General features: G+C 44.0%; 20 protein-coding genes and 1 pseudogene. 6 read left to right on the forward strand and 15 right to left on the reverse strand.

Annotated features, from left to right (window positions below):
* Positions 1-146 precede the first annotated feature (146 nt).
* The 3 genes from WFI24_RS18450 to WFI24_RS18460 form a co-directional block, all read right to left on the reverse strand.
* A complete protein-coding gene (locus WFI24_RS18450) occupies positions 147-803 on the reverse strand; it encodes a CPBP family intramembrane glutamic endopeptidase (RefSeq protein ID WP_336763112.1) in 657 nt (218 codons plus the stop codon).
* 72 nt (positions 804-875) lie between these two features.
* The gene (locus tag WFI24_RS18455; protein WP_310338951.1) at positions 876-1,073 is read right to left on the reverse strand and encodes a hypothetical protein; all 198 of its coding nucleotides are present in this window, start codon (positions 1,071-1,073) and stop codon (positions 876-878) included.
* A gap of 114 nt (positions 1,074-1,187) precedes the next feature.
* Entirely contained in the window at positions 1,188-1,310 is a 123-nt protein-coding gene (locus tag WFI24_RS18460) for a hypothetical protein (RefSeq protein WP_336763115.1), read from the reverse strand.
* Between the two features lie 401 nt (positions 1,311-1,711).
* Here WFI24_RS18460 and WFI24_RS18465 point away from each other — a divergent pair, with 401 nt between their 5' ends.
* Positions 1,712-3,946: a peptidase domain-containing ABC transporter gene (locus WFI24_RS18465; protein WP_336763117.1), complete on the forward strand. Its 2,235-nt coding sequence runs from the start codon at positions 1,712-1,714 to the stop codon at positions 3,944-3,946.
* Entirely contained in the window at positions 3,943-5,322 is a 1,380-nt protein-coding gene (locus WFI24_RS18470) for an HlyD family efflux transporter periplasmic adaptor subunit (RefSeq protein ID WP_336763119.1), read from the forward strand. The genes WFI24_RS18465 and WFI24_RS18470 overlap by 4 nt, the downstream gene beginning before the upstream one ends.
* A 97-nt stretch (positions 5,323-5,419) precedes the next feature.
* Here the strand turns inward: WFI24_RS18470 and WFI24_RS18475 are convergent, their stop codons facing one another.
* From WFI24_RS18475 to WFI24_RS18500, 6 genes are all read right to left on the reverse strand, one after another.
* Positions 5,420-6,505, reverse strand: a complete 1,086-nt coding sequence (locus tag WFI24_RS18475) for a metallophosphoesterase family protein (protein WP_336763121.1) — start codon at positions 6,503-6,505, stop codon at positions 5,420-5,422.
* Positions 6,505-6,843, reverse strand: a complete 339-nt coding sequence (locus WFI24_RS18480; protein ID WP_336763122.1) for a DMT family transporter — start codon at positions 6,841-6,843, stop codon at positions 6,505-6,507. Before WFI24_RS18480 ends, WFI24_RS18475 begins: the two co-directional genes overlap by 1 nt.
* Positions 6,840-7,610, reverse strand: coding sequence for an HAD family hydrolase (locus WFI24_RS18485; RefSeq protein WP_336763124.1), 771 nt, complete (start codon positions 7,608-7,610; stop codon positions 6,840-6,842). Before WFI24_RS18485 ends, WFI24_RS18480 begins: the two co-directional genes overlap by 4 nt.
* Positions 7,611-7,705: 95 nt before the next feature.
* Positions 7,706-9,079 (reverse strand): ABC transporter substrate-binding protein, encoded by a 1,374-nt coding sequence (locus WFI24_RS18490; RefSeq protein WP_336763125.1) that lies wholly within the window; start codon positions 9,077-9,079, stop codon positions 7,706-7,708.
* A 241-nt stretch (positions 9,080-9,320) separates the two neighbouring features.
* Entirely contained in the window at positions 9,321-10,166 is an 846-nt protein-coding gene (locus WFI24_RS18495) for a carbohydrate ABC transporter permease (protein ID WP_336763126.1), read from the reverse strand.
* 59 nt (positions 10,167-10,225) lie between these two features.
* A complete protein-coding gene (locus tag WFI24_RS18500; protein WP_145324861.1) occupies positions 10,226-11,101 on the reverse strand; it encodes a carbohydrate ABC transporter permease in 876 nt (291 codons plus the stop codon).
* A 199-nt stretch (positions 11,102-11,300) separates the two neighbouring features.
* Here WFI24_RS18500 and WFI24_RS18505 point away from each other — a divergent pair, with 199 nt between their 5' ends.
* Positions 11,301-11,873, forward strand: coding sequence for a GbsR/MarR family transcriptional regulator (locus WFI24_RS18505; RefSeq protein WP_336763129.1), 573 nt, complete (start codon positions 11,301-11,303; stop codon positions 11,871-11,873).
* 292 nt (positions 11,874-12,165) lie between these two features.
* On the opposite strand, the gene WFI24_RS18510 is transcribed toward WFI24_RS18505, so the two are convergent.
* Complete coding sequence (locus tag WFI24_RS18510; RefSeq protein ID WP_336763131.1) at positions 12,166-15,756, reverse strand: DUF4073 domain-containing protein; 3,591 nt, start codon at positions 15,754-15,756, stop codon at positions 12,166-12,168.
* Between the two features lie 440 nt (positions 15,757-16,196).
* Here WFI24_RS18510 and WFI24_RS18515 point away from each other — a divergent pair, with 440 nt between their 5' ends.
* Positions 16,197-17,243: a CdaR family transcriptional regulator gene (locus WFI24_RS18515; RefSeq protein ID WP_336763133.1), complete on the forward strand. Its 1,047-nt coding sequence runs from the start codon at positions 16,197-16,199 to the stop codon at positions 17,241-17,243.
* A gap of 136 nt (positions 17,244-17,379) precedes the next feature.
* Here WFI24_RS18515 and WFI24_RS18520 read toward each other — a convergent pair whose 3' ends face one another.
* The 3 genes and pseudogenes from WFI24_RS18520 to WFI24_RS18530 all read right to left on the reverse strand — a co-directional run bounded on the left by WFI24_RS18520 (position 17,380) and on the right by WFI24_RS18530 (position 19,648).
* The gene (locus WFI24_RS18520) at positions 17,380-18,546 is read right to left on the reverse strand and encodes a glycerate kinase (RefSeq protein ID WP_336763136.1); all 1,167 of its coding nucleotides are present in this window, start codon (positions 18,544-18,546) and stop codon (positions 17,380-17,382) included.
* Positions 18,547-18,568: 22 nt separating this feature from the next.
* Positions 18,569-18,853: pseudogene (locus tag WFI24_RS18525) on the reverse strand (GntP family permease); the annotation flags it as partial.
* Positions 18,854-19,093: 240 nt separating this feature from the next.
* On the reverse strand, positions 19,094-19,648 hold the full coding sequence (locus WFI24_RS18530; protein ID WP_145324866.1) for a hypothetical protein: 555 nt from the start codon (positions 19,646-19,648) through the stop codon (positions 19,094-19,096).
* Positions 19,649-19,744: 96 nt separating this feature from the next.
* Between WFI24_RS18530 and WFI24_RS18535 the strand changes: the two genes are divergently transcribed.
* The gene (locus WFI24_RS18535) at positions 19,745-20,662 is read left to right on the forward strand and encodes a phosphatidate cytidylyltransferase (RefSeq protein ID WP_237178000.1); all 918 of its coding nucleotides are present in this window, start codon (positions 19,745-19,747) and stop codon (positions 20,660-20,662) included.
* A 148-nt stretch (positions 20,663-20,810) separates the two neighbouring features.
* On the opposite strand, the gene WFI24_RS18540 is transcribed toward WFI24_RS18535, so the two are convergent.
* Complete coding sequence (locus WFI24_RS18540) at positions 20,811-21,383, reverse strand: hypothetical protein (protein ID WP_336763139.1); 573 nt, start codon at positions 21,381-21,383, stop codon at positions 20,811-20,813.
* Positions 21,384-21,787: 404 nt separating this feature from the next.
* Positions 21,788-22,165 (reverse strand): LysM peptidoglycan-binding domain-containing protein, encoded by a 378-nt coding sequence (locus WFI24_RS18545; RefSeq protein ID WP_336763141.1) that lies wholly within the window; start codon positions 22,163-22,165, stop codon positions 21,788-21,790.
* Between the two features lie 309 nt (positions 22,166-22,474).
* Here WFI24_RS18545 and WFI24_RS18550 point away from each other — a divergent pair, with 309 nt between their 5' ends.
* Positions 22,475-23,527 carry a bifunctional transcriptional activator/DNA repair enzyme AdaA gene (locus WFI24_RS18550; protein ID WP_336763143.1) on the forward strand — a complete coding sequence of 351 codons (1,053 nt, stop codon included), beginning with the start codon at positions 22,475-22,477 and terminating at the stop codon, positions 23,525-23,527.
* Positions 23,528-23,530: the final 3 nt, after the last annotated feature.

A 23,530-nucleotide genomic window follows, 5' to 3' on the forward strand; every position in this document is an offset into this window, starting at 1 on the left:
CCAAAAATGCAATCAAAGAAAAAACCGCCAACTTTTTTTCTTTTAAAGAAACATATACAAGATTAATAAGTGGAATTAACAATAAAAAAACTCCATAATAACTTCTTTTTTTCATTTTTTCTCCTTAATACTTTGTTTTTGTGAACTCACAATAGTACAACTAATGTATTCCAAATCATATGAAGCATTATACCTGGAATCAATGATTTAGTTTTCAGAAAAATATAATTGAATACGAACCCATAGATGGTAGTCAACACAAATAAGTCACTGTGCAAGAAACCAAAAATTAAAGAAGAGATAATTATTGACCAGGCGGAACCATACTTATTATATATGGTTGTGAAAAGTAAACCTCTAAATAATAACTCCTCATAGAAAGGGATGACTACTATTATTGCCACAGTCATAATTATATTTTGGAAATTTAAAGCTTGACTTAGCTGATCCAAGTTTAAATTTTCTCTTTGACTCTCATCCGATCCAATGCCAAATCCCAAGAGTAAGAGAGAGGATATCGAGAACAACACTAGCCCAGTAAAAACATAGATTACCGTTCGTTTTATATCTACTTTCAAATTCAACATTCCAGATGTAAAACATCTGAACCTTTTACTTAATGAAAGGAAAGTTGCATATGCTATCACTTGAAAAATAATAAATACAAATGAATCATCTACATTTGTATTACCCAAAGCTTTCAGTATTGTTAATGTAATAATGGAAATAATGTCCGGTACTGTTAGTATCAATCCTATTTTAATAGCGACTTCTTTCAAATTATAATCGTTGCCTGAATACATTACTCTAGTCCACCTTTTATAGTAATAGCCTGATTACATTCATTATATGTAATCAGGCTACTTTATTACTAATTATCTTTTATTCCATCCATCCGCAATGCCGCTTGTTAAACCTTTTGAGAAATCCCATATTGGTTCTATAACTGCTACACCTCTTAATAAGGTGTTTTTACTTGCTTTCTCTGCCGTATCAAGTAAATCCGAAAGCCAACCGCCACCATCTGTTTGTAACATTTCCTCAGCACTAAGTTCCATAAATTGTGTATTCATTTATCTTTAACTCCTATCTATTCTTGGATTATCTTCTACCGCCAGTTGCGTAATTGATATAGTTCCACGGATTAACGAATTCTTTAACTGCTGAACCTATACCTTTAACTCCTTCTACGGCACCTTGAGCAACGAGCCAATACCATATCCTACCGACTTTCCTAAATCCTCCATAATCCCTCCGCCATTAATATCTTCCAAATCAGACAAAGACATTTGAGTAAAATTATTATTCATCTGTAAAAACCTCCTATTTTATTGATTGTTAAATTAATACTAAAATTACACTTTTTCAATGATAACTCTAAAAAAATCGGTAATTTGCCTTGTTAAGCGATATTTCATTAAACATTGAACTAAATCTAGTATTAATTCACATTTAAATTATATAATCAGTAAATTTATATTCTATATCTACTATTGGATATATACTCTCCCCATGATTTAGAATATTCTATAAATTCACTTTAATATTCTGAATAAAAGACAAAATTAATTTTCAAAATAATATAAATAGATAATGTAGTTCATTCCGTTAAATATGTATAATATAGACTTTTTGCAAACTTCTTAGAACTATAGAAATTCTAATATACTAAGAAATATTAAATTCATGATTAACTATTTTGGAGGTCAGCATGTCGTTATTCAAAAGATACACTCTTCAAAAACAATATGACCAAAAAGACTGTGGTGCAGCATGCTTAGCAACAATTTCTCGCCATCATGGTCTGAAAATCCCTCTCACTCGTATACGTGAGGTAGCGGGTACTGATAAACAAGGAACCAATGCACTAGGTATCATAAAAGCAGCAGAAGAAATGGGCTTCTCCGCAAAAGGAGTCAAAGGAAACCCTGAAGCTTTCTTCAGTGACTTCCCACTCCCTTGTATCGCTCATGTAGTTATCGATAAGAAGCTTCTCCATTATGTAGTTATACATAAGATCACAAATAAAAAAGTTATTATAGCTGACCCAGCAAAAGGGATTGTAAAGTATAGTCCTGAAGAGTTTTTTAAAATTTGGACTGGCATCTTAATTTTTATGGTCCCAACCCCACAATTTCAGAAGAAAGATGAAACACAAGGTGCTTTATCACGTTTCTTCACCCTACTGCTCCCACAGAAGCGCATGTTACTGGGGATCTTTTTTGCGTCATTGTTATATACGGCTCTAGGAATACTGGGTGCATTTTACTTTAAGTTCTTACTCGATTCCATTGTCCCTTATAGGCTAGAGCAGACCTTACACTGGATTTCAATTGGTGTCATTGTTCTAACATTATTGCAGACACTATTAAATGCTTTTAGAAGTCACTTATTACTGTATCTAAGCCAAAAACTCGATATCTCATTAATATTAGGATATTACTACCATGTACTGAGGTTACCCCTCTCCTTTTTTGAGACACGTAAAACAGGTGAAATTATCTCAAGACTTCTAGACGCTTCCAAGGTTAGAGACGCAATATCCAGTGCCGCTCTAACTATTATGATTGATTCTCTGATGGTTATTGCAGGGGGGATCATCTTATATACTCAGAACTCCTTCCTCTTTGGTATAACGGCAATTAAGATACCACTATATGCACTAATTGTCTGGGGATTCCATCGCACATTTGAGAGACAAAATCGTGAGCAGATGGAACAGAACGCAGTTCTTACTTCATATATTGTGGAATCAGTCAACGGAATTGAGACCCTTAAAGCTTATCAGGCTGAAAGAGAAGCCAATTTGGAAACTGAAAAGAAATTTATTAAATTACTACGTACTCTTTTCAAGTTCGGGTACTCCAACAATCTTCAGGCTACTTTAAAAGGAACACTTCAAGGCGTCGGAGGGATTGTTATCCTTTGGATTGGAGCTAACGAGGTATTAAAAGGACATTTAACCATGGGGCAACTGATTACGTTCAATGCTTTGCTTGCATACTTTATAAATCCTATTTTAAACCTGATTAACCTACAATCTTCTCTACAAACGGCTGTTGTGGCCGCAGATCGGCTAACTGAAATTATGGATCTCGAACCTGAAAAAAAGGAGTCCGATGAACGCAATATTAAACCAACATCACTAAAGGGATCCATCGACTTCCAAGATGTGCATTTCCGATATGGAACAAGACAATCTATCCTGAATGGTGTGTCTCTACATGTTGATAAAGGAGAAAAGGTCGCGCTGGTAGGGGAGAGCGGTTCTGGCAAAACAACCTTGGTCAAACTGTTACTTCGTTTCTACGAGGCGGAAAAGGGAGAACTATTGATTTCTGAAAATAATATAAAAGACATATCTATCGATTCGCTTCGACAGAAAATAAGTTATATCCCACAACAAACGTTTTTCTTCAGCGGTACGATTAGGGATAACCTTGCAATGGGAGCTACATCGGAGATTGAAATGGATGAAATCATTGAGGCAACTAAGCAAGCAAGTGCTCATGATTTTATTAATCAATTGCCTATGCGTTATCAGACAAATCTTGAGGAGAATGCATCCAATCTGTCAGGAGGACAGCGTCAGCGATTGGCTTTGGCGCGTGCGTTACTTACCAAGCCTGACATTCTGATTTTGGATGAAGCAACTAGTAATCTGGATACCACCACGGAAAAAGCCGTATCGGATACGATACATAGCCTAGATGATATGACGATGATCATTATCGCTCATCGATTGAGTACTGTTATGCGTTGTGATCGTATCTTTGTAATGGACAAAGGAATTGTAGTAGAAGCTGGAACGCATGATCAACTGCTACAACAGCGAGGGAGATATTATGAGCTATGGAAAGATCAGTTACCTGGAATAGATACGGAAACTACACAAGAAGATAGTACTACTCTGCCTAAGCTGGAACACACGGGGGCGAAGGTATGAGTCTTAAACTTCTGAATCCTGAAGAGTTGAAGGACAGCAGAGAAATGCTGGAAAAGAAATCACCTGCATTTATTAGCTGGTTTCTTATATTACTTACGTTAATATTAGCCACTTCTTTTATTTGGAGCTGGAAAGCTCAGATTGATGTCGTTGTCAAAGCTCCCGGAGTAGTCAAACCTAATGAGAAGATATCCAAAATTGTTAACAAGGCTACAGGAAGTGTTTCAAAAATATATGTACAACAGGGACAACGAGTTCAGGCCGGTGATAAGCTATTTTCTATTCAGACAGGTACTCTTATAAGCGACAAAACTCGTTTGCAAAATGATTACAAAGAAGCAAAACAGAGATTGGTTGGACTTGAACAACTCTCTACAGCACTTTCGTCAGGTAATGAGAATATAAAGTCCAACAAAACAGCAGGTGCTCTATTAAGTCATGATAATCCAGTACAGAACAGGCTAGAATTGGATATTTCCAAGGTGACTGCTGATCAGATTGAGACAGATAAAAGCATTGCAAGTAAACGTCTCCTGCTCAAAAGTCTTAACTATGGGAGAAATTATCTACCCACTGGTTCCGTTGAATATGAACGATATGAAAACTATAGCCTAAAGGTATCTCAGAATTCATTGACTGAAACGCAAATTCAGGAAGATTATAAACGAGCTATCTTTGACGGTGACGAAATGACCGCTACTGCGGCCAAAGAAAAACTGAAAACGATTAAGCTACAGATGGAAACTAATCAAAGTGAATTGCGATACACGATACAGACAGAACTAGAAGATGCACTGGTGCAAAAACAAACGCTAAAAAAACAAGAATCTGACTTATACGTTCAGTTGCAAGGAAGCATTGATGAGTTAAGAACACAGACAAAGGAACTCCATAGCCAAATTAATACGATTCGTTCTAATCTGGATAATTATACGGCAACGGCACCTATCTCAGGCGTTATCAATACCATAAATGAAGTAGGTGAAGGACAGCTTATCCAGGAAGGGTTGCAAGTCATGGATGTCGTTCCCGTAAATAATACAATCTATTCCATTCAAATTTCTATGAATCACCAAGATATTGGAAGAGTACATGAAGGAGATCCTGTGCGTTTTCATTTTGCCGCCTTCCCCCTAGAAGAGTACGGTTCTGTACTTGGCAAAATATCGTCTATTAGTAGCGATGCTTTAGTAAATCCTCAAGATGGATCTACTTATTACGTGGTGGAAGCCACGCTCGAATCAATACAACTAAAAGATGCCCTTGGTCAACAGGAGCAGATCAAATCAGGTATGCAAACGGAAGCTCACATTATAACGGAGCAAAAATCAGCACTGCAATGGCTCTTAGAAAAAATGGATTTTTGGACTAAATAACTTTAATAAAAAGCCGCCCTTCTGAGCGACTCATTGGGACTATCGAGAATATCTCGATAGTCTTATTAATTTATTCAATTTCTATAGCTGTATTTAACTAACCTTCTACAGGATAATGCACCGTGAATTCAGCACCCTCAATCCATTCGCCCGTAACAAAGTTCCGTCCCTTCACAACGACTCGATCCTTATAAATCTCCACATGAAGTCCTTCACTGCCCTCCAGATGCTCATCCTGATCCGTCCAGAGATAACCTACAGACGACGCATTGAACATGGTTGGCATCTGGCCTGCACCATCATACATCGTATGCTGCGCCTCTAACTGCCAATGGGTATGACCTGAGAAGAGAATCGTTTGCGGATATTTGGCGAGAACAGTCTTGAGTTCAGCATCCTGATTCACCCCATACCATCCCTGTTCCTTCAACGACCCAGCTACCGTATCTATAAGCGGCTGGTGCAAGAACAGGAAGATGGGATGATCTGACGTTGCACGTTCAGACAATTTCGCATCCAGCCACTTCAACTGTTCAGCCGACATATCACAATCCTTCGGATGAGGTTGCTCAGTGCCCAGGAAAATATAATGATACCCGTCGATCCAGTGATCGTGGTAGGAACCCTTCATGCCGGTTGTCGCTTCAAAATCACTCAATCGACGTTGCCATAACCCGGCGACTGTGATGGATTGAGCTTCCTCTGACATATCCTGACCCTCCTGCTCCGAAGGTGCGGCAGACAACGTATAAGTTCCACCTGATAACTGCTCAATCAGTGCAGCTGATTCAGCAGCGGTTTGTTTTTGAACCAGCTCCATTTCTGCCTCTTGTTCCAATAACTCAGCTACATCATCCTCTTTCATCTCAAGCAAAACGATCGGCGGATCTTGCCATACCACGGCTCCAATATCATGATTACCTACCGTGTACCGGATATCGGGCAAGTGCTCCGCATGTTGCTTCCATATACGTTGCAACTCACGGTACTCGCTCGGCAGACCTCGATCTGTCACATCGCCCACATGCATAATCCCACTGCTACCCTGACTAAACGTGGCCATATCAGCAAGTGCCAGATCCAAATGTCGGTTATGAATGTGGTCTGCCTCATCCCGTACATGCGTATCTGTAATGACTTGGAAGGTAGCAAGAGGTTGCTCAGGTGTATGTTCTTTTCTCATCAGGAATCACTCCATTTCAGTCCAATAATGCCAATCAGAATAAAACCGATCCATACCATGGACGTGAGCTGTAGACGTTCACCAAAATAGTAATGCCCCACGACGCCAATAAGCGTAATGCCCACGCCAGACCAGATCGCATAAGCCACAGCCAGCGGCATATACTTCACTGCAAAGTTGAGAAAGGTAAAGCTTGCGCCATAACAGACAAACATCAACACCGAAGGCCATAACCGCGAGAATCCATCCGATACTTTCAGCAAAATGGTAGCGCTAAGCTCCAGCACGATGGCCATTGCCAGTAGTACCCAGCCCAAGTAAGCATGACTGTTCGTCATTGGACGAACCCACCATTCATTAATTCATGGAACGATTGAATCGTCCTATCCGCCAAGCGGATTTTTCCCGGTTCTCCAATGCCAATCCTGTACCCCGCACCAGCGGTTCGTGCCATCTCCATGTCTCCGTCCGTATCTCCAATGACCACAGTATGCTGCACAGATACACCCAACCGTTCACAGGCAAGCAGTAGCATATCGGGAAAAGGTTTGCCCCGCTCCACCAGATCCGTACCAATCACCACGTCAAAAAAGGCATCCAGTCCCATCCACTGCAAATGTTTAACCGCACTTGGTGTATCATCTGCCGTTACTACGCCCATAACGATACCTTCGCTACGGCACTGTTCAAGGAATTCACGAACGCCCGGTAACGGATGTGCCGGACGATGCTTCTCCATCTCTTCCTCCGCTCGCGCCAAGCATCCCCGAACCATAATCTTGGCTTCCGCCCAGCTGAGACCCGCACGATATCCATGCCACGTCAGCACGGCATACACTTCATCCATGGTTCCCATCGCAAGCGGCCCTCGCACGTCATACCCATTCATTCGGCCTTGTTCATCGTGGAATGTACCCCAGATCTGCGGAAGTTCATCTGTGTTGATACGCAGTCCTCGGATTGCCAACTGATCTCTGAAGTCGTTCAACACACAATCGCTCCAGAATCCCCACATACCTGTAAAATCAAGCAATGTCCCGTCCTTGTCGAACAAAACGGCTTCAATCGGATTCGGTAATCCGTCCACATACGTCTCATCTTGCATTGGTTAAACTCCTTGTCTGCGATCTTGTATGAACGGAAAGGACGGTACAGCATGTACCGCCCTTTTCGCGTGAGTCAATTGCCTGTATACGTTTCTTATTTCATTACACGATCCAGTTCTTTCTGCGCTTTCTCTTTAGCTTCCTTCAGCGCTTGTTCAGCTGGCATATTATTGATCTGCACCTGATCAGCTGCATCCTTCAATGCATCATTGATTTTGCCACCCGTTGGATCCTGGAATGGAGCCGAAGCGTGAGCTGCTTGTTGCAGTGGTACGGTGATCTGTGGATTTTCCTCACTGAATTTCATGAACTCTGGATCTTGTTGAGCCGATTGACGAACTGCAATATATCCGGTGTTCATAGACCATGAAGCTGTGTTCGAAGTCTCAGAGAAATACGTAAGCCACTTGTACGCTGCCTGTTGTTGTTCAGGACTTGCAGCTGACGGAATACCTGCCGAAATGGCACTGGCTACCGGTTTTCCTTCACCAACGCCTTCCCAGCCTGGTTGTTGCATCGCAGCGACTACGCTAAAGTCCAAGTCACCTTGGTCACCACTAGATCCCGTGTAACCCGCTGCTTTATTCTTCATCACATCATCAATCGTTTTGTACCAGTACTCCCAGCCCTGACCTCCATAGTGAATGCCCATAATCTTGTCTTCGTTAATCCATTTACGGAACAAGTCCCATGTCTCGATCCATTCCGGGGAATCGATCATGACGGTTTTGCCATCGTCGCTAAGAATCTGTCCGCCCTTACCCAGCACGGCATCAATCATATTGTCTCTACCCCACATCGGTTCCCAACCGTAGAAGGTGGTCTTGCCATTCTCTTGCTTGCTCATCTTCGCAGCTGCCTCAGCCAGCTTCTCCCATGTCGTCAGACTCGCTGGGTCGATTCCGTTCTCCTTGAACGTATCCATGCGGTAATACATGATCTGAGTCGTACCGTACATTGGTAAAAAGTATTGCTTTCCATCCACCTGTCCCTGGTTCAGGAATGTCTGAATGAAATCGTCTTTCTTAAACTTCGGATCAGCGGCAATCATCTCATCCATGGGTGCATAATATCCTTTGCGTGCCCAGTCTATATTGGAGCTGAGTACAGCGGCCGGAACCTTCTTGGAAGCAATTGCTGCTTGCAGCTTCTGTTCCGTTTCCGTGTAATCTGCTTGTACAATTCCCTTTACAACGACTTCGTTCTGGGAGGCGTTGAACGCATCAATCGTCTTTTTCATGTTATCGCCCAGATTACCACCCAGACCATACCAGAATTCAATCTCCACCGGATCTTTTGCCTGAGCTTCGGTTCCACTGGCAGCAGCCGTCGTGCCTGATTCTGCGGGTGCTTGTGTTCCACAAGCGGTCAGCAGTGCAAAGCTTGTCGCGAGTACCAGCGACATGCCACCCTTCCAGTTCAACCTCAATCTCTTTTTCCATGTCATGCTTGCCTGACTCCAATTCATTGTCGTTCCTCCCGTTTTAGGTGAAATGGTAGTTTGCATAAATTGAACTAAACAATATTTACACTAGCCACTCCAATGACAGAACAACCTTCCGATCGCTGTTATCCCCAGATTTTTTTGATTCCTTTTTATAAAGGTAAAATCCGGGGATAAAGGCGAGCGCTTCGCTTCTTCAGATTATTTCTGTCCTCTCCGTTTTGTGTAAATGTTTATTTCAATTTATATAGTAAGGTAGTTAATCTCAGTTCTTGTTCACACCAGCCGTAATATTCACGCTCTGCATGATCGTCTTCTGGGTGAACAGGAAGAGAATAAGTAGTGGTGCGATGGTGAAGGCACTCGCAGCCATAATCTGTGGCCAAGCCAGACCATATGCACCACCTTCTACAAAGAAGCTGCGCAGACCAGCCGATACCAGCTGCAGGTCAGGGTCTTTGGTGATGAGCATAGGCCAGAAATAGTTGTTGTATTGTTCAATGAACGTAATCAGAACCATCACGGCGAAGCTTGAGCGAACAAGCGGTGTGATAATCGTCCAGAGAATCCGGAAATGAGATGCGCCGTCCAGCTGACCGGCTTCCACCAATTCATGAGATACCTGCATGAACGCCTGACGGATCAGGAAGATCGAGAACACGCTGACACAGTTGGATACAATTAAGCCTGTGTAGGAATCCAGCAAGTTAAGTTCACTAAGCACCAGGTAACTAGGCAGATACACGGCCGTACTCGGTATCATATAACCCACCAGAATCAGGGATGTCAGTACACCTTTGAGACGGAATTTCATATGTGTCAGGGCGTACGCCATCATACTCGAGTTGACGATCTGAAATAGACAGATGGCTAAGGCCACCCCTGTACTGTTCAGGATGTAACGGGCAAATGGTGCCGCATTCCAGGCATCCAAGTAGTTGCTCCACAGGAACGTCTCTGGCCAGAAGGTCGGCGGAAACTGCCAGATCTCATCATTGGTTTTAAACCCGCTAATAACCATCCAATAGAAGGGAAAGGCTGTACCCAGCGCGATAACGGCTAACAGAAGGTAGCGGATTAATTTACTTATTTTAAAATTCGGTTGTGACACATTCTGCAACTCCTTGCGCTTCATCCGTTTAGACTTTTTGGTAGGCAATGTCATTGTCATTAGTAGTGCACCAGACGTCTGCCCAGCAGGAAGGATACTCCCGACAGCAACACGCAGATCAGAATAATCACAACGGCGATGGACGAAGCTTCACCTACGTTAAAGGATTCGAAGGCAGACTGGTAATACATATACAGCAACGTTCTCGTTGATCCCGCCGGTCCCCCCTGCGTCATGACATTGATCTGGTCATAGGCTTGTAAGGACTGGATGGTAAGAATAATCGAGAGAAAAAACGTCGTTGGTGAGATCAGCGGCAGTGTGATACTTCTGAACTTGTCCCAACCGTTGGCTCCATCGATTGAAGCTGCTTCGAGCAGATCGGAAGGTAGATTTCGTAGCGCAACGAGATAAAATACCATTGCCCATCCAATTGATTTCCAGAGAGTAACGATCAGAACGGCAACCAGTGCCCAGTCCGCGTCACGCAACCAGCCAATGGGAGATACACCTACCCAGCCGAGCATCAGATTAGCGAGTCCGACTTCTGGCTCGAAGATCCAGGACCACGCAATGGACACCGCAACTGTCGGTGTGACCCAAGGTGAGAAGAGTAATGTCCGGAAGATGCCCGATGATTTGATTTTGCTATTCATGAGCATCGCAAGTGCCAATCCGCCCACAATGGTTGGGATCACGCTCCCCAGTCCGAATAACAAGGTGACTTTCAGTGATCGATAGAATTCGGAATTCGTCAGCAGATAAGTGTAATTGTCCAATCCAACGAACAGCTTGTCCGGGCTCATGAAATCCCAATCGGTGAAACTGAGATAAACGATATATCCCAGAGGTCCCAGCCAGAAGATCAGCAATGGGATTAGAGCTGGCAGCGTGAATAGGACCGCCTCAGACTCCCTCCATAGTTTTAAACGCAATTCCCCCACTCCTTACTGTCCAAATTTTCTTTAATGATTGGGAATTTTTGAGTATAATCAGCTCTTTTATTTATTCTGTACAAAATTGATTGTACACTCGTATTGAAAATTCTAGTTCCGGCTTATGTTAAAATTGGAGCAAGTCATGTAAAATATGAGGCAGCTAGTGGGAACGCTATCATAAACCAGAGGTGACATTGTGGGAAAAGAAACTGCCGGGAACCCGAATCATTCTTCGTTACCTGATCGGCATGCGCTGAGGGAGAGAGTCATTGAGGCCATCGCCAATACGATGGATCTATATGGGGTTAATCATACGTTTGGCAAATTGTACGGCATCATGTATTTTGAAGATCGGCCGATGACACTTGAAGAAATGAAGAATTCAATGAATATGAGTAAGAGCAACATGAGCTACGCGGTTCGTTCGCTTACAGAATCACAGATGATCTATAAACTGGAGGAAAAGAAGGAGCGTCAGGATCAGTATCTGGCTGAGACCGATTTCTATCGTACATTTCAGAACTTCTTTGGTTCCAAGCTGCAACGGGAAGTGGATGTGATGTTAGAAGGCATTCGTGAGGTCATTCCGGACCTGTCCGCAATGATCCTTTCGGAACATACCTCTTCCGAAGATCGAAATGATGCGCTGCGTGATCTGCACAAACTTCAACATGCGGAGCAGTATTATGTGTGGCTCCAAGGATTCGTGGATCAGTTGCGCGACGGTAAATTTTACGAGAATGCTGCACACACGCCAGACAAAGAGTAGTACAACGGCGTAAATAGAGCAACTAATGTGGTGACCAAGCGCTAACGAATCTTACAGGTCTTATATCCTGGATAAAGAAAACATACCCATTCTAACGAACCTGGACGATCTGATGTACCTTTGTTAAGTCACACTAAACCGCAAAAAAAAGAGCTGTCCTTAGCCGATGTTTGGCTTTTGGGACTGCTCTTTTTTTTATTCTATCTATTGTATTGTCATATCCTATCCATCATTAGGGGTTCTCTTTTCCATATGCTACTGCGGTAATGACCCCTTTTTTCTTTTAAAAATATTACTTTTGCGCTGCAGCTTCTATATCTGCATATGCCCAATGTGTTGCTGGTACATCACTGAACGTTGACGTACCTGCGCCAGTTAGTGGTGTGCGGTTAAATAATACGTTCAGTACTTTCACCGCTTCAGCACGCGTCAACTTGCTATTCGGTTTGAACGTACCATCGTTGTATCCGACCATCAGGCCCGCAGATTGCACGTAAGCAATCGCATCAGCTGCCCACAAGTCTGCAGATACATCTGTGAAGGAAACTTCTGTTCCATTCACGGTTGTTGCACTCGCTTGTTGCTGCATCCAGCGATACGCAATCGTCGCCATTTGTGCACGAGTAATCGAACCTTCTGGTGCAAATTGGGTAGCACTCATGCCGTTCATGATACCAGCGGATTGAGCTTTTTGAATCTCAACCGTTGCCCAATGTGTTGCAGATACATCCTTGTAGTTCACGCTATTGGTAGAACCTGCTGCCGCTTCAGTTGAAAGATTGCGAGACAGCATTGCCGCCATTTGTGCACGCGTTACGAATGCTTCTGGACGGAAGTCAGCACCGAAACCTTGGATGTACGGCTGGTGTGTACCTTGTGAAGCTTTCAGCCCATCCACAACAACGAGGGTGAACGTACTGAATTTCGTTACAGTAAACTCGATTCCTTCGCTATTATCGGCGAGTTGCACCAGTTTGCCTTGAATCAATTCTTTCGTACCGTCACTGTGTTCGATGTAGATCGCCAGGTTGTCCAAAGCCTGCTGACGAGCAGCCGGATCGGCTGGCAGACTACCACGCAGTGGCAATGTCAACGTCACTTCGCGACTCTGCATGTTTGTATCAATTTCGACTGGACGAGCCAGTACACGAACATTCGTATTCGGAGCAACTTGTTGAATCAATTGCTCTTTCTTTGCACGTTCTTCAACTTCTTTGCGCTCCGATTCTTTTTTCAAAGGTACAACGCGGAAGTATAAGTCTTGATCGAAACCAACGATGGAATTCGTTGGAACGGAAATCACTACATTTTCAGTGGAGATTTCAAGTTTTAACGAACCATCATTCAATTCTTTTACTGCTGCCTTGGGCAATTCAATACGTGTCTCGGACACGGCATCTTTGGTATCTGGGATGACGATGCGTGCGGTATTCATGTTCAATTGCTTCGCTTTTTCAACGGATTCCTTGGCAATCGCTTCGGTCATTTTCACCAAGTCTTTGATCGTGCCATTGGTTTCCGTTGTACGTGTGATCGGTGTTTTGGTCAGGTTAGTGCCGTTTGTTCCATTGACATCTACCACGATCTGTTCTTGCTTCGTAGTTGGTGCAGGTGCAGACGTTACAGGTGAAGATCCTCCACTTCCACCGCCAGTTGATGGTGTTGGTGTTGGTGTTGGATTAATAATAATGACCTGATCGAAGAAACGATCAAACGCTATCTGCACTTCGCTAATACTGCTGTATTCGTTAGCAGGCTTGCGGTCCAGCATCCATTGGGCGAGTTTTCCCATTCGATTCTCATCTTCTACTAGATCCTTCATAGCGTTCAACTTAAGTAGGAATGGTTCGTAAGGTTCCATCGCCTCAGTCGATTGCTGGAAGCTGTATAGCATCAGCATGGCATTCTGCATCTCGCTAACGCCTCTAGCATCATTAATGTAGGAATAATTCATGACTAACATTAAAGAAGCACCGTAAACCTGTTCAATTGAAAGATCCGAACCCTGAAACAGACGTTTTGCGGTATAAGCAAGCAACTCTTTATCCACATTGGATGCATTTAAATATTTTTGACCTAACTCTTTAAACATTTCCATCCCTGGATATTCAAAGTACTCTGTTGATTCAACAAAAAGGGAATAGAACTCATTCAAATGCTGTTGGAACAGCATCTTGTCTGTTTGTTTGATCGTCTGGATACCTTTATATCCAATTTCCACAGCATACTGTACTTGTTTCTTAAGATCATAGGCATAGTCACTCGGTAAAAAGGTCATTACCACATTAGCTACGGCTTTCTTCTCCTCAGGTTGGAGAGTGTCAAAGCCAGCCGGAAGATCCAACCACTCCGGTTGAGTAATTGCTCCCAGGATAGCATCCGTATTCTTCGTAGCTCTCGCTTCGTTGATTACCTTTATAGGATCCGAAGTAAAGACCAAGATCTTATAGAGGCTTGCAGTATTACTTCCGTTTGCCTTAACACGAACCCATACCGTTGTATTCCCTTCAAATTGGGGTGGGTTCGTGGAGCTGTAATCAAACCAATTTTCGCCATTGTTCTGAGTGTATTCCATAGTCTCATCGGCATCAACAATGACATTTGCATTGTCATCTACGCTTACTGCTGGTGCTACCGGTATTGGCTGAATTGGTGGGAATGGTGGGAATGTCGGTAGTGGTGGAATCATCGGGAAGAAGAAGTTATTGAAAGCTATTTGTATCTCACTGTAATTGGTGTAACCTCCATTTGGCTTTCTATCCAACATCCACTTTGACAACCGTTCCATTTCCGCAGCATTAGAAGAAATAATCTGCATTTTATGGAAATCAAGTGGGAATATCCCTATGAGGCTCTCCTTAGGAGTTCCCTTATATTGCTCCGCTTTTTGTTGAATTTTATATAGCCCTGTTAAAGCTTCATTCATTTCGTTAGTCGTTGATGCTTTGGTAAAATAGAAACTTTGACTAAGCATCATATTGAGATTCATCACAGACTGTTCTAGTGATAAATCATTTCCAATTCTATCTAGATTAACTGAATATGATAATATGTTTTTATCCAGATCGGGCCCCAATAGATACTGATATAGTTGTGGCTGAATCGCACTTAAATATTCTGGGCTGAAAACATTGTTCGCACTAGCTAGTTTCTCAAAATAAGAGGTTAGCTTAGCTTGCATAACAGGCAATTGATGTTCACGCATAACTAATAGACCTTGGAATGCCAGATCAACCGTAAATTGAATTTGATCCGTGTTCAGATATTTACCCTCTGGTAGATGGGAATGTCCCACTAACGATATGATTGCATTCTGTTCATCAGGAGGGAGGGATTCAAATGCTGGAACCATGGTGATGAAGCTCGTATTTTGAAGTAGCTCACTTATTCTTGAGGCATCAAAGTTTGCCCCAATAACATTATTGAATTCGCTTAGCAACGTATTAGATGTAAATGTTATGGATTGCATCTGGTATGCAATTTCCATATTATTTCTATCCTGAACGATTACATTAAAATAGTACGTTTCTCCTTCGACTAAATCCGTAATTACTTTGGTGAATATGCCTGTTGTGGAATCTCTACCACCAATCCAATTACCATAAGCGTATTGTGGAAATCCGCTGATTTCCTCCATATCTTTGATATTAGGTGCCTGGGAGACGAATACTTGATAATTCAGATCAGGTGAAGACGTTGTAACTGACTCGGCATACTCCCAACTTAGTTCAACCGAGTCATCACCAATGTTCTTTACTGTAATTAGACCATCTTTCCCCGGTACCGGATACGATACTTCTGCGCTAACCTTTCCTACTGGTGCCAACCATGGTGCTACCAATAGCAAAATAAGCAACATGCTCACTATTTTTCTGTACTGCATATTTCTGATCCCCCTAATCTCGCTTTCAAAAGATAGGCCTATTGTAGTACACAACTCTGAACGAATTCTGAACATTAGAGCAAATAAAAGGCCTTATTTCCATTATATAGAGTTAAAATAGAGGTAATTTCATTTTTTTCGTCATATTTCAACATTTTTTTCGTTAAACATGTCATCTAAGACCTACTATCAGCCTATCGACTGGATATCTAAACAGAGACCAACATTTCATTTATGAGGAGAATCTCTTGAGGGGTTTCGTATATGAATAATTAAGATAAAACAAATCACATACGCTACATCCTATCTATGAAACACACTTGTGTAAGCCTTACCATTGCTCTATAATTTCGTTCAGATGCACAATATGGATATCGGGTAGAATGATCATCAGAAAAGATGTACATTCTGCATGATGAGGTGGAAGGGGAGGAGCTCCGTTGTTACAGCTTTCGGAAAAACAGGCACAGGATATTGTCGATAAAATGATGCAGGACATTCCATACAACATCAACATTATGAATGAGCACGGCATTATTATTGGAAGCGGGCAGAAGGAACGTGTGGGCACCATTCATCAGGGCGCTGTCCGCGCGTTGACGACAGGAAGCAGAATTGAAGTCTGGCAGGATGGCACACTTGAGAAAATGGGCACTAACGAGCCGATTCTAATCAATCAGCAGCATGTCGGAGTCATTGGCATATCCGGTCATCCGGATGAAGTTCGGCCATTCTGCAACATCGTGCGCACCACCGTATCCCTCCTGATCGAACAGCGTAATCAATTGGAAAGTATGGCCCATGAAGCTTCACGTAAAAAGGCCTTTATCGAACGACTGTTGAACCAGCCCGGTTCCTACTCACAAAAGGTCAAAAAAGAAGCTCTGCAATACCGTATTGATCTGCAATTGCCAACCGTTCTTTTATATATCCGTTTTCCCAGGATATCGATGGAGGCTGACACTGAGATCAACCGAATATTGCTCCAGGTTCCTTCATTCTCTGTTGAAGGTGATGGAGATACACAGATCATCCTGATCCAGAATGAAGCAGACGTGGATCCAATGATCCAGCGTTTGAGTCAGATTACACCCGAAGCATTCATCGCGATCAGCCGAAAAGAAGCTTATATCGCCACCGGTTATGGACAGGCCCGGTCTGTGATGAACATCCTGTTGGCACTTCAGCCAGCTTCACCGATCATTCGGTATGATGATGTGCCTTTCCTGGTACGATTCAGCTCGGCTGATCTAACACCGTATGCCAACATCGTCAGCAAACTTGAAGAAACAGCTGATCTACTAGATACGCTGCGCAGCTTCATCCATCATAACGGCAGTATGAGCACGACAGCAGATCATCTCAATATTCACCGCAATACGCTTCAATATCGGCTCAAACGCATACAGACCCTTACCGGCAAAGACCCTCGCAACTGGCTGGAGCTCATCGAGCTTACCCATGGACTACTCGCGTTCTATCAGTAATGTCAGAGCAGCTTCCGAAAATGGCAAAAGACGAGAAACAGATCACCTGATTTCAGGCATATCCATATCCCGTCTTTTTTCACATCGCATTCCGATACGATCCCGTACGACCTCGTACGCTCCGATTCTCACTGACTTAAGATATCAGACCCATTTTCAGTATTCTTGCAATATTCTCCGTTGTTCGCTCTACATTCTCCGGGCCTTCTCGCAATAGTCCCTCCAGATCTGCTGCCCCAGGCACAATACCAAATATGGCATCAATGCCTTCCGCGTACAAGGTGTCGATTCCTTCCCCCACACAGCCTGCAATGGCAATCACAGGTTTACCTGCTTCCTTCGCTGCCCGAGCAACGCCATAGGGGGTCTTGCCAAATTTCGTTTGGAAGTCGATACCGCCTTCCCCCGTAAATACCACATCCGCAGCAATCAACTTTTCACGCAACCCGGTATATTCAATGACAATTTCAATTCCTTTACGTAATACCGCCTGTGTGAAAATCAAAAGTCCCGCGCCCAAACCGCCAGCTGCACCGGCACCCGGCACATCACGGATATCTTTGTGAAGCTGCTGTTTCACCACATCTGCATAATGGGACAGGTTCGCATCCAGCTGCTCAACCATCTCTGGGGTGGCCCCTTTCTGTGGCCCAAACACCCTCGATGCGCCATGCTCCCCTGAGAGTGGATTAGTCACATCACAGGCCAAAATGAACTCCGCTTCCTGCAAACGCTCATCCAGACCGGATACATCAATCTGAGCCAGTTGATCCAAAGCCCCGCCCCCGCGCGCAAGCGGATGACCCTCTGCATCCAGAAACTTGGCGCCAAGCGCTTCAGCCATGCCAGCCCCACCATCATTGGTCGCACTGCCACCAATGCCGATGATGATTTTGCGTATGCCAAGATCCAAACACGCCCGAATCAACTCTCCTGTTCCATAGGTTGTCGTCCGTAGCGGGTCTCGGGTTTCTTTGGTTACCAGATGTATGCCACTGGCCGATGCCATCTCAATGGCTGCCGTTGTTCCATCACCCAGAATGCCATACTGAGCAGTGACTGTCTGGCCCAATGGCCCGCTCACCTTTTGCTGGTGAAGGACACCACCGGAAGCATCCACAAGGGACTGCACAGTCCCTTCACCCCCATCCGCCATAGGTACATGAATATATCCCGCCGTCGGGTATATTTTCCGCAATCCTTTTTCCATCGCGATACATACTTCTTTGGCTGTCATGCTTTCCTTGAATGAATCCGGCGCCAACACAAAAGTATGCTCTTTATTCTTTCCAGCTTCTCTCACCGCTCTCACTCCATCCATTAGATTAAAGGATAAACCCGTATAGTAATGTCGCTACGATAGCCATCGTGCCACCTACAATCGCTTCATATGGAATAACGCCCATCCGCTGACGAATCGTCATCTTCATGCTATCTGCCGAGACGTGGAAGTAATTGCCCTGTGGTAAAGAATCGATAACGGTCGCTCCAGTGTGCACCATCACGGCAGCTGCCAGCGGCGCTATGCCCATGTTCAGGATGGCATCACCGAATGAGCCTATTGCCAGAATAACTCCCGTCGACGTCGAAGCCGTTGCTGCCGCCATCAGACCATACACTTGTTAAACACGCTTTCATTATAGATGCTGGAGGCTAGAATAAATATTGATGAAAGGACGAAATTCATTATGCATATGCACAATAAGAACGGCGTAGGTTGATTTCGGCCGAACATCATCATCATCATCATCGTTTATATGAAGCACACAAACAGCCTGTTGCCTCGTCATCCATGGCAGCAGGCTTTTTATGATTGGAGTTCCTTGGCAGTTTCAGCACACACACCTACCCTACTCCTTCTCTCCGTTTCCAAGTGTATACTCGCTTAGCTTTCCTTCATAGACCAACTGCAATCGTTCACTCTGACGAAAATCATCCGGTGTCACCAGAGCAGGCAGCTTGTTCCACAGCTTGATTCCCGAACGCTGTAGAATCTCAGCCACGAATTGAGAGCAGAAGTAGGAGTTGCTGAACTCCACTGGCTCCTTGAGCGTAATGCCGATCACACCCAGCAGATTGTACATATATTTCTGGCGGCTGCGGATGAAGATATGCAGCACGCGTTTCATCTTTTCCACTTCACGATCCGTCACCTGAAGCTCATAGATCACACATGTTGTGTTGGGATACTTGCTGTATGTACCTGTCTGAATATCTTCCTTCACAAACCCGCCGTTCAGCGGATTGCTCGGATGCTTGCGACCGAAGCTGTACAGTTCGGATAATTCTTTGTCAAATGAGATCGATGCGTGATTATATGGCGCTCTGGTGTAACTCTGAATGACCTTGGTAAACAGTGTTCCTGTATTCGTAAGCAAGATATAGATCGAGCGTTCATCTGTCATAACAAAATTTCCCCTTATCAAGTTGGCACTATTCCTTCATAATAACATAGGTACCCTATAATGGAGTCTTACTTTGAATAAGCAGGTGATCGGTACGTGAGCAGTTCATTATTTACACTAACGCTAATCTTCACAGCTTTACTGGTGATACATATCGTGTACAAAATTATTGCAAAGCTTCAGCCAAGCAAAGACTATTCAGGCATCGGCCAAAAAATCAAAACCTGGTGGGGCATGTTCGTAATCTTCTGCCTCGCAACCCTCTTCAACCCCATTGTATCGCTGATTTCCCTCATGGTGCTCGCATTCTTCTCACTCAAAGAATACTTCTCCATGATTCGCAGTACACGTAAAGCCGACCGCAGGCTGTTCCTATGGGCGTATCTGGCGATTCCGGTTCAGTTTTACTGGATCTACATTGGATGGTACGGCATGTTTATCGTGTTTATTCCACTATATGTGTTCCTTGTGCTGCCCTTGCCACGCCTGATTAACAAAGGCACGGTCGGTTTCCTGCGCAGTGTCAGCTCCACACAATGGGGACTGATGCTAATGGTGTTCGGGCTGAGTCACCTTGCCTATTTCCCGTTCGCCACACCGGAGTACGGCTCCAAGCTGGTACTGTTTCTCGTCGTGTTAACACAACTTAATGATGTGGTTCACTATCTGGTCTCTCTCTATCTGGGCAAACGAAAAGTGGTGCCTACCGCCAATCCTTTTGTCACCTGGGAAGGGTTCTCCTGTGCATTCATTGTAACGACAGCAACGTCGTATTTCATCCATCCCTACCTGACGCCATTTGATTGGAAATTCTCGCTGTTCATCGGGGTGCTGATCAGTTTGGCCGGATTCTTCGGCAGTCTAACGGTGTCTGTACTGAAGCGCGACCTGTTAATCGGGGATGACAACAAGTTCGATTCGCTCAAAAAAAGCTACCTGAGCCGGGTCGACAGCCTGACCTATACCTCTCCGGTAATGTTCCACGTGGTCCGTTATTTCTTTGACTTTATGTAGCAACTATATAAATTGAACTAAAAAATAATATTTACACTTGCCACTACGATGACAGAACAACTTGATAATATGGATGTCAAAAAAAGCAGCCCAAGTGGCTGCTTTTTCTGTTCAACAGACTTCTTCACTGAGCCTGAATGATAACCTGCTACTTCAACTTAATTTCTTTCTCGGACATGAGCATGTTTCCCTCATCATTGGTGAAGACAAACGTGGCTTTACCGCGTTCGCCCTTCATCTCATCCGAATAGATAAATCCGGAGAATTGCCCGTTCCCGCTAAAATAAAAGCCTTCTTCACCAGTTTCACCATGTTCAATGGCTTCCTGTAGCGAATTCACAATCGTCACCGTGTTAGACGTCCATCGCATCTCTGTTAGTGCATAGCCTTTCGGAACCTGTTTAATTCCAAAATCAAAGCTGTTGCCCTTCATCGGTTTGTCCGACTGGTCGATGACGATCTCAATCTGCTCAGACGTCTCAGTGGATTCGGATTGAGCCGTAGGCTTGCCTTCTTCGCCACTCGCATTGCCTTGGTTATTGTCATTCTTCGCATCCGAATTAGGAACAGAGGTATTTCCAGCTTCCTCAACGGGCTGCTTCGATTGCGGGTAGGCATGTTCCTGAACCGATTCACCACTAGTGCCACAGGCACTGACTAATAACGAAATACATAGCACAGACATGCACAGTGCAGATTTCTTTATATTTATTTTCATCATCTAATTCTCCCTTCATTCATCTTCAGCACGTAGATCTATATCAGTTGAACTATTCATTTACACGATAACGGAGAGGACAGAAAAGACCTGAAAAAGCGAAGCGTTCGCCTATAAGCTTTCTGAAAGAAAGCTGCATCGGAAGCATACGCTATCCCCGGATTTCCCCCTTCGGAAAAGGGAATCAAAAAATCTGGGGATAACAGCGATTGGAAGGTTATTCTGTCATCGTAGTGTCAGTGTAAATATTCTTTAGTTCAACTTATATAGCACACCACTTACTAATCACTACACCATATCGTCCCTCATGAAGCTCCATTATATGTAAATGACTAATAAATTCAGTATGCTGTCATACCTCGATGATTCTGAAAGGAACTTGTGAATGACGTATTACGCAGATTATCTTATCGATCAAACCCTGGCAAAACTAACACTTGGCCAATCCGAATGGCATTATGCTCAAGTTTGTTCACTTTCTTGATTGCTTCTACATACACACGAGTGTCCATCTGCTGAGGTTTATGCGCCAGAGAAATGCCCCACAGCGTATCTCCCTGCGATACGACCACCTGATCACCCGATAACCATTGCTCATCGTCGGCAAATGCAGTGAATACAGCACTGCACCCTATGACTATAATTAGAGCTATGATGACCATCTTCATTAGCCAAGTTGGCATCTTCACACCCTTTATGATTAGCTTTTTAACATACATGGTGCGAGATTCGGACGTTTTTGCATAAACGGGTTCATAAATACTTTTGTACGTAGAATATCTCATTCCAGTCAGCCTCCAAACTTTCGTTCCGATCATCTTCAATTCCATGCTTACCTATGTATTTTTCCTATAACAATGAACGTTCAATAATCATCTTATTTCGGGAATAGGCATCCATGCCTAAGCCGCTCTACTCTGATAGGTCTATATTACCAGTTCACTCTAAACAAATTCTGAACAAAACGAAGTTCATTGCTGCATCAGATTTAATCTATCCAATATTCATGCCTGATTTTCGGCGATGCTTGCTGCAATATTTTTCTATAATAAGTTAATGATTAAGATTCTACTGAGGTAAGGACGTGCTTCTCCATGATTTCTGCTGATCTGAAGGAACAATATTATGAGGCACTTGTGGCCAAGAATTCGGAATACGAGGGTTTATTCTATGTCGGAGTCCGAACCACAGGTGTATTCTGTCGCCCCACATGCCCTGCGCGAAAACCTAAATTCGAAAACTGTGAATTCTATGAGACGGCTCAGCAGGCTCTTCTGGCTTCCTATCGCCCTTGCCAGCGTTGCCGCCCGCTATCTCACCCTAACCAAGTATCAGATGTTGTTCGCGTGTTGGTGGAAGCTGTAGAGAAACAGCCGGAGAAGCGCTGGAAAGGACAGGACTTCAAGGCACTCTCTATTGATGAATCCACAGCTCGACGTCAGTTCAAAAAGCGATTTGGCATGACCTTTGTTGAGTATGCTCGCGCTCGACGCATGGGACTTGCCCTGAAAAATATTCGCTCCGGTCGCACCGTTATTGATAGCCAATTATCTACCGGATATGAATCAAGCAGCGGCTTCCGCGATGCCTTTTCACGGATCATGGGTGCCGCCCCTACACAAGTCGATGAAGGGCATGTCCTGAAAGCGTCCTGGATTGACACCCGCCTCGGCCCGATGATGGCCATTGCAGATGAAGAGGCGCTATATTTACTGGAATTTGTGGACCGCAGAGGTCTGGAACGCGAAGTTGAGCGTCTGCGCAAACGAACCAAATCAGCGATTGTGCCCGGCACTACATCTCCCATCCAGTCCATTGAGCGTGAACTAAACGAGTACTTTCAAGGTATTCGGACAGCATTCGACACACCGTTGTTCTGTTTAGGAACACCATTTCAAAGACAGGTATGGGATGAGCTCATAGCTATTCCGGCAGGGGAAACGAGGTCATATCAGGATATCGCGAATGCACTGGGGAAACCGACTGCTTGTCGAGCTGTGGCACAGGCGAATGGGGCCAATCAACTGGCGATTGTGATTCCATGTCACCGTGTAATCAATGCCAGTGGGGAACTGGGCGGATACGGCGGAGGATTAACGCGCAAGAACTGGCTTTTGAATCACGAGAAACAGGAACAGGGTAGCTGAATA

This window comes from Paenibacillus sp. USHLN196, assembly GCF_037144955.1.
Lineage (GTDB): Bacteria > Bacillota > Bacilli > Paenibacillales > Paenibacillaceae > Paenibacillus > Paenibacillus xylanexedens_C.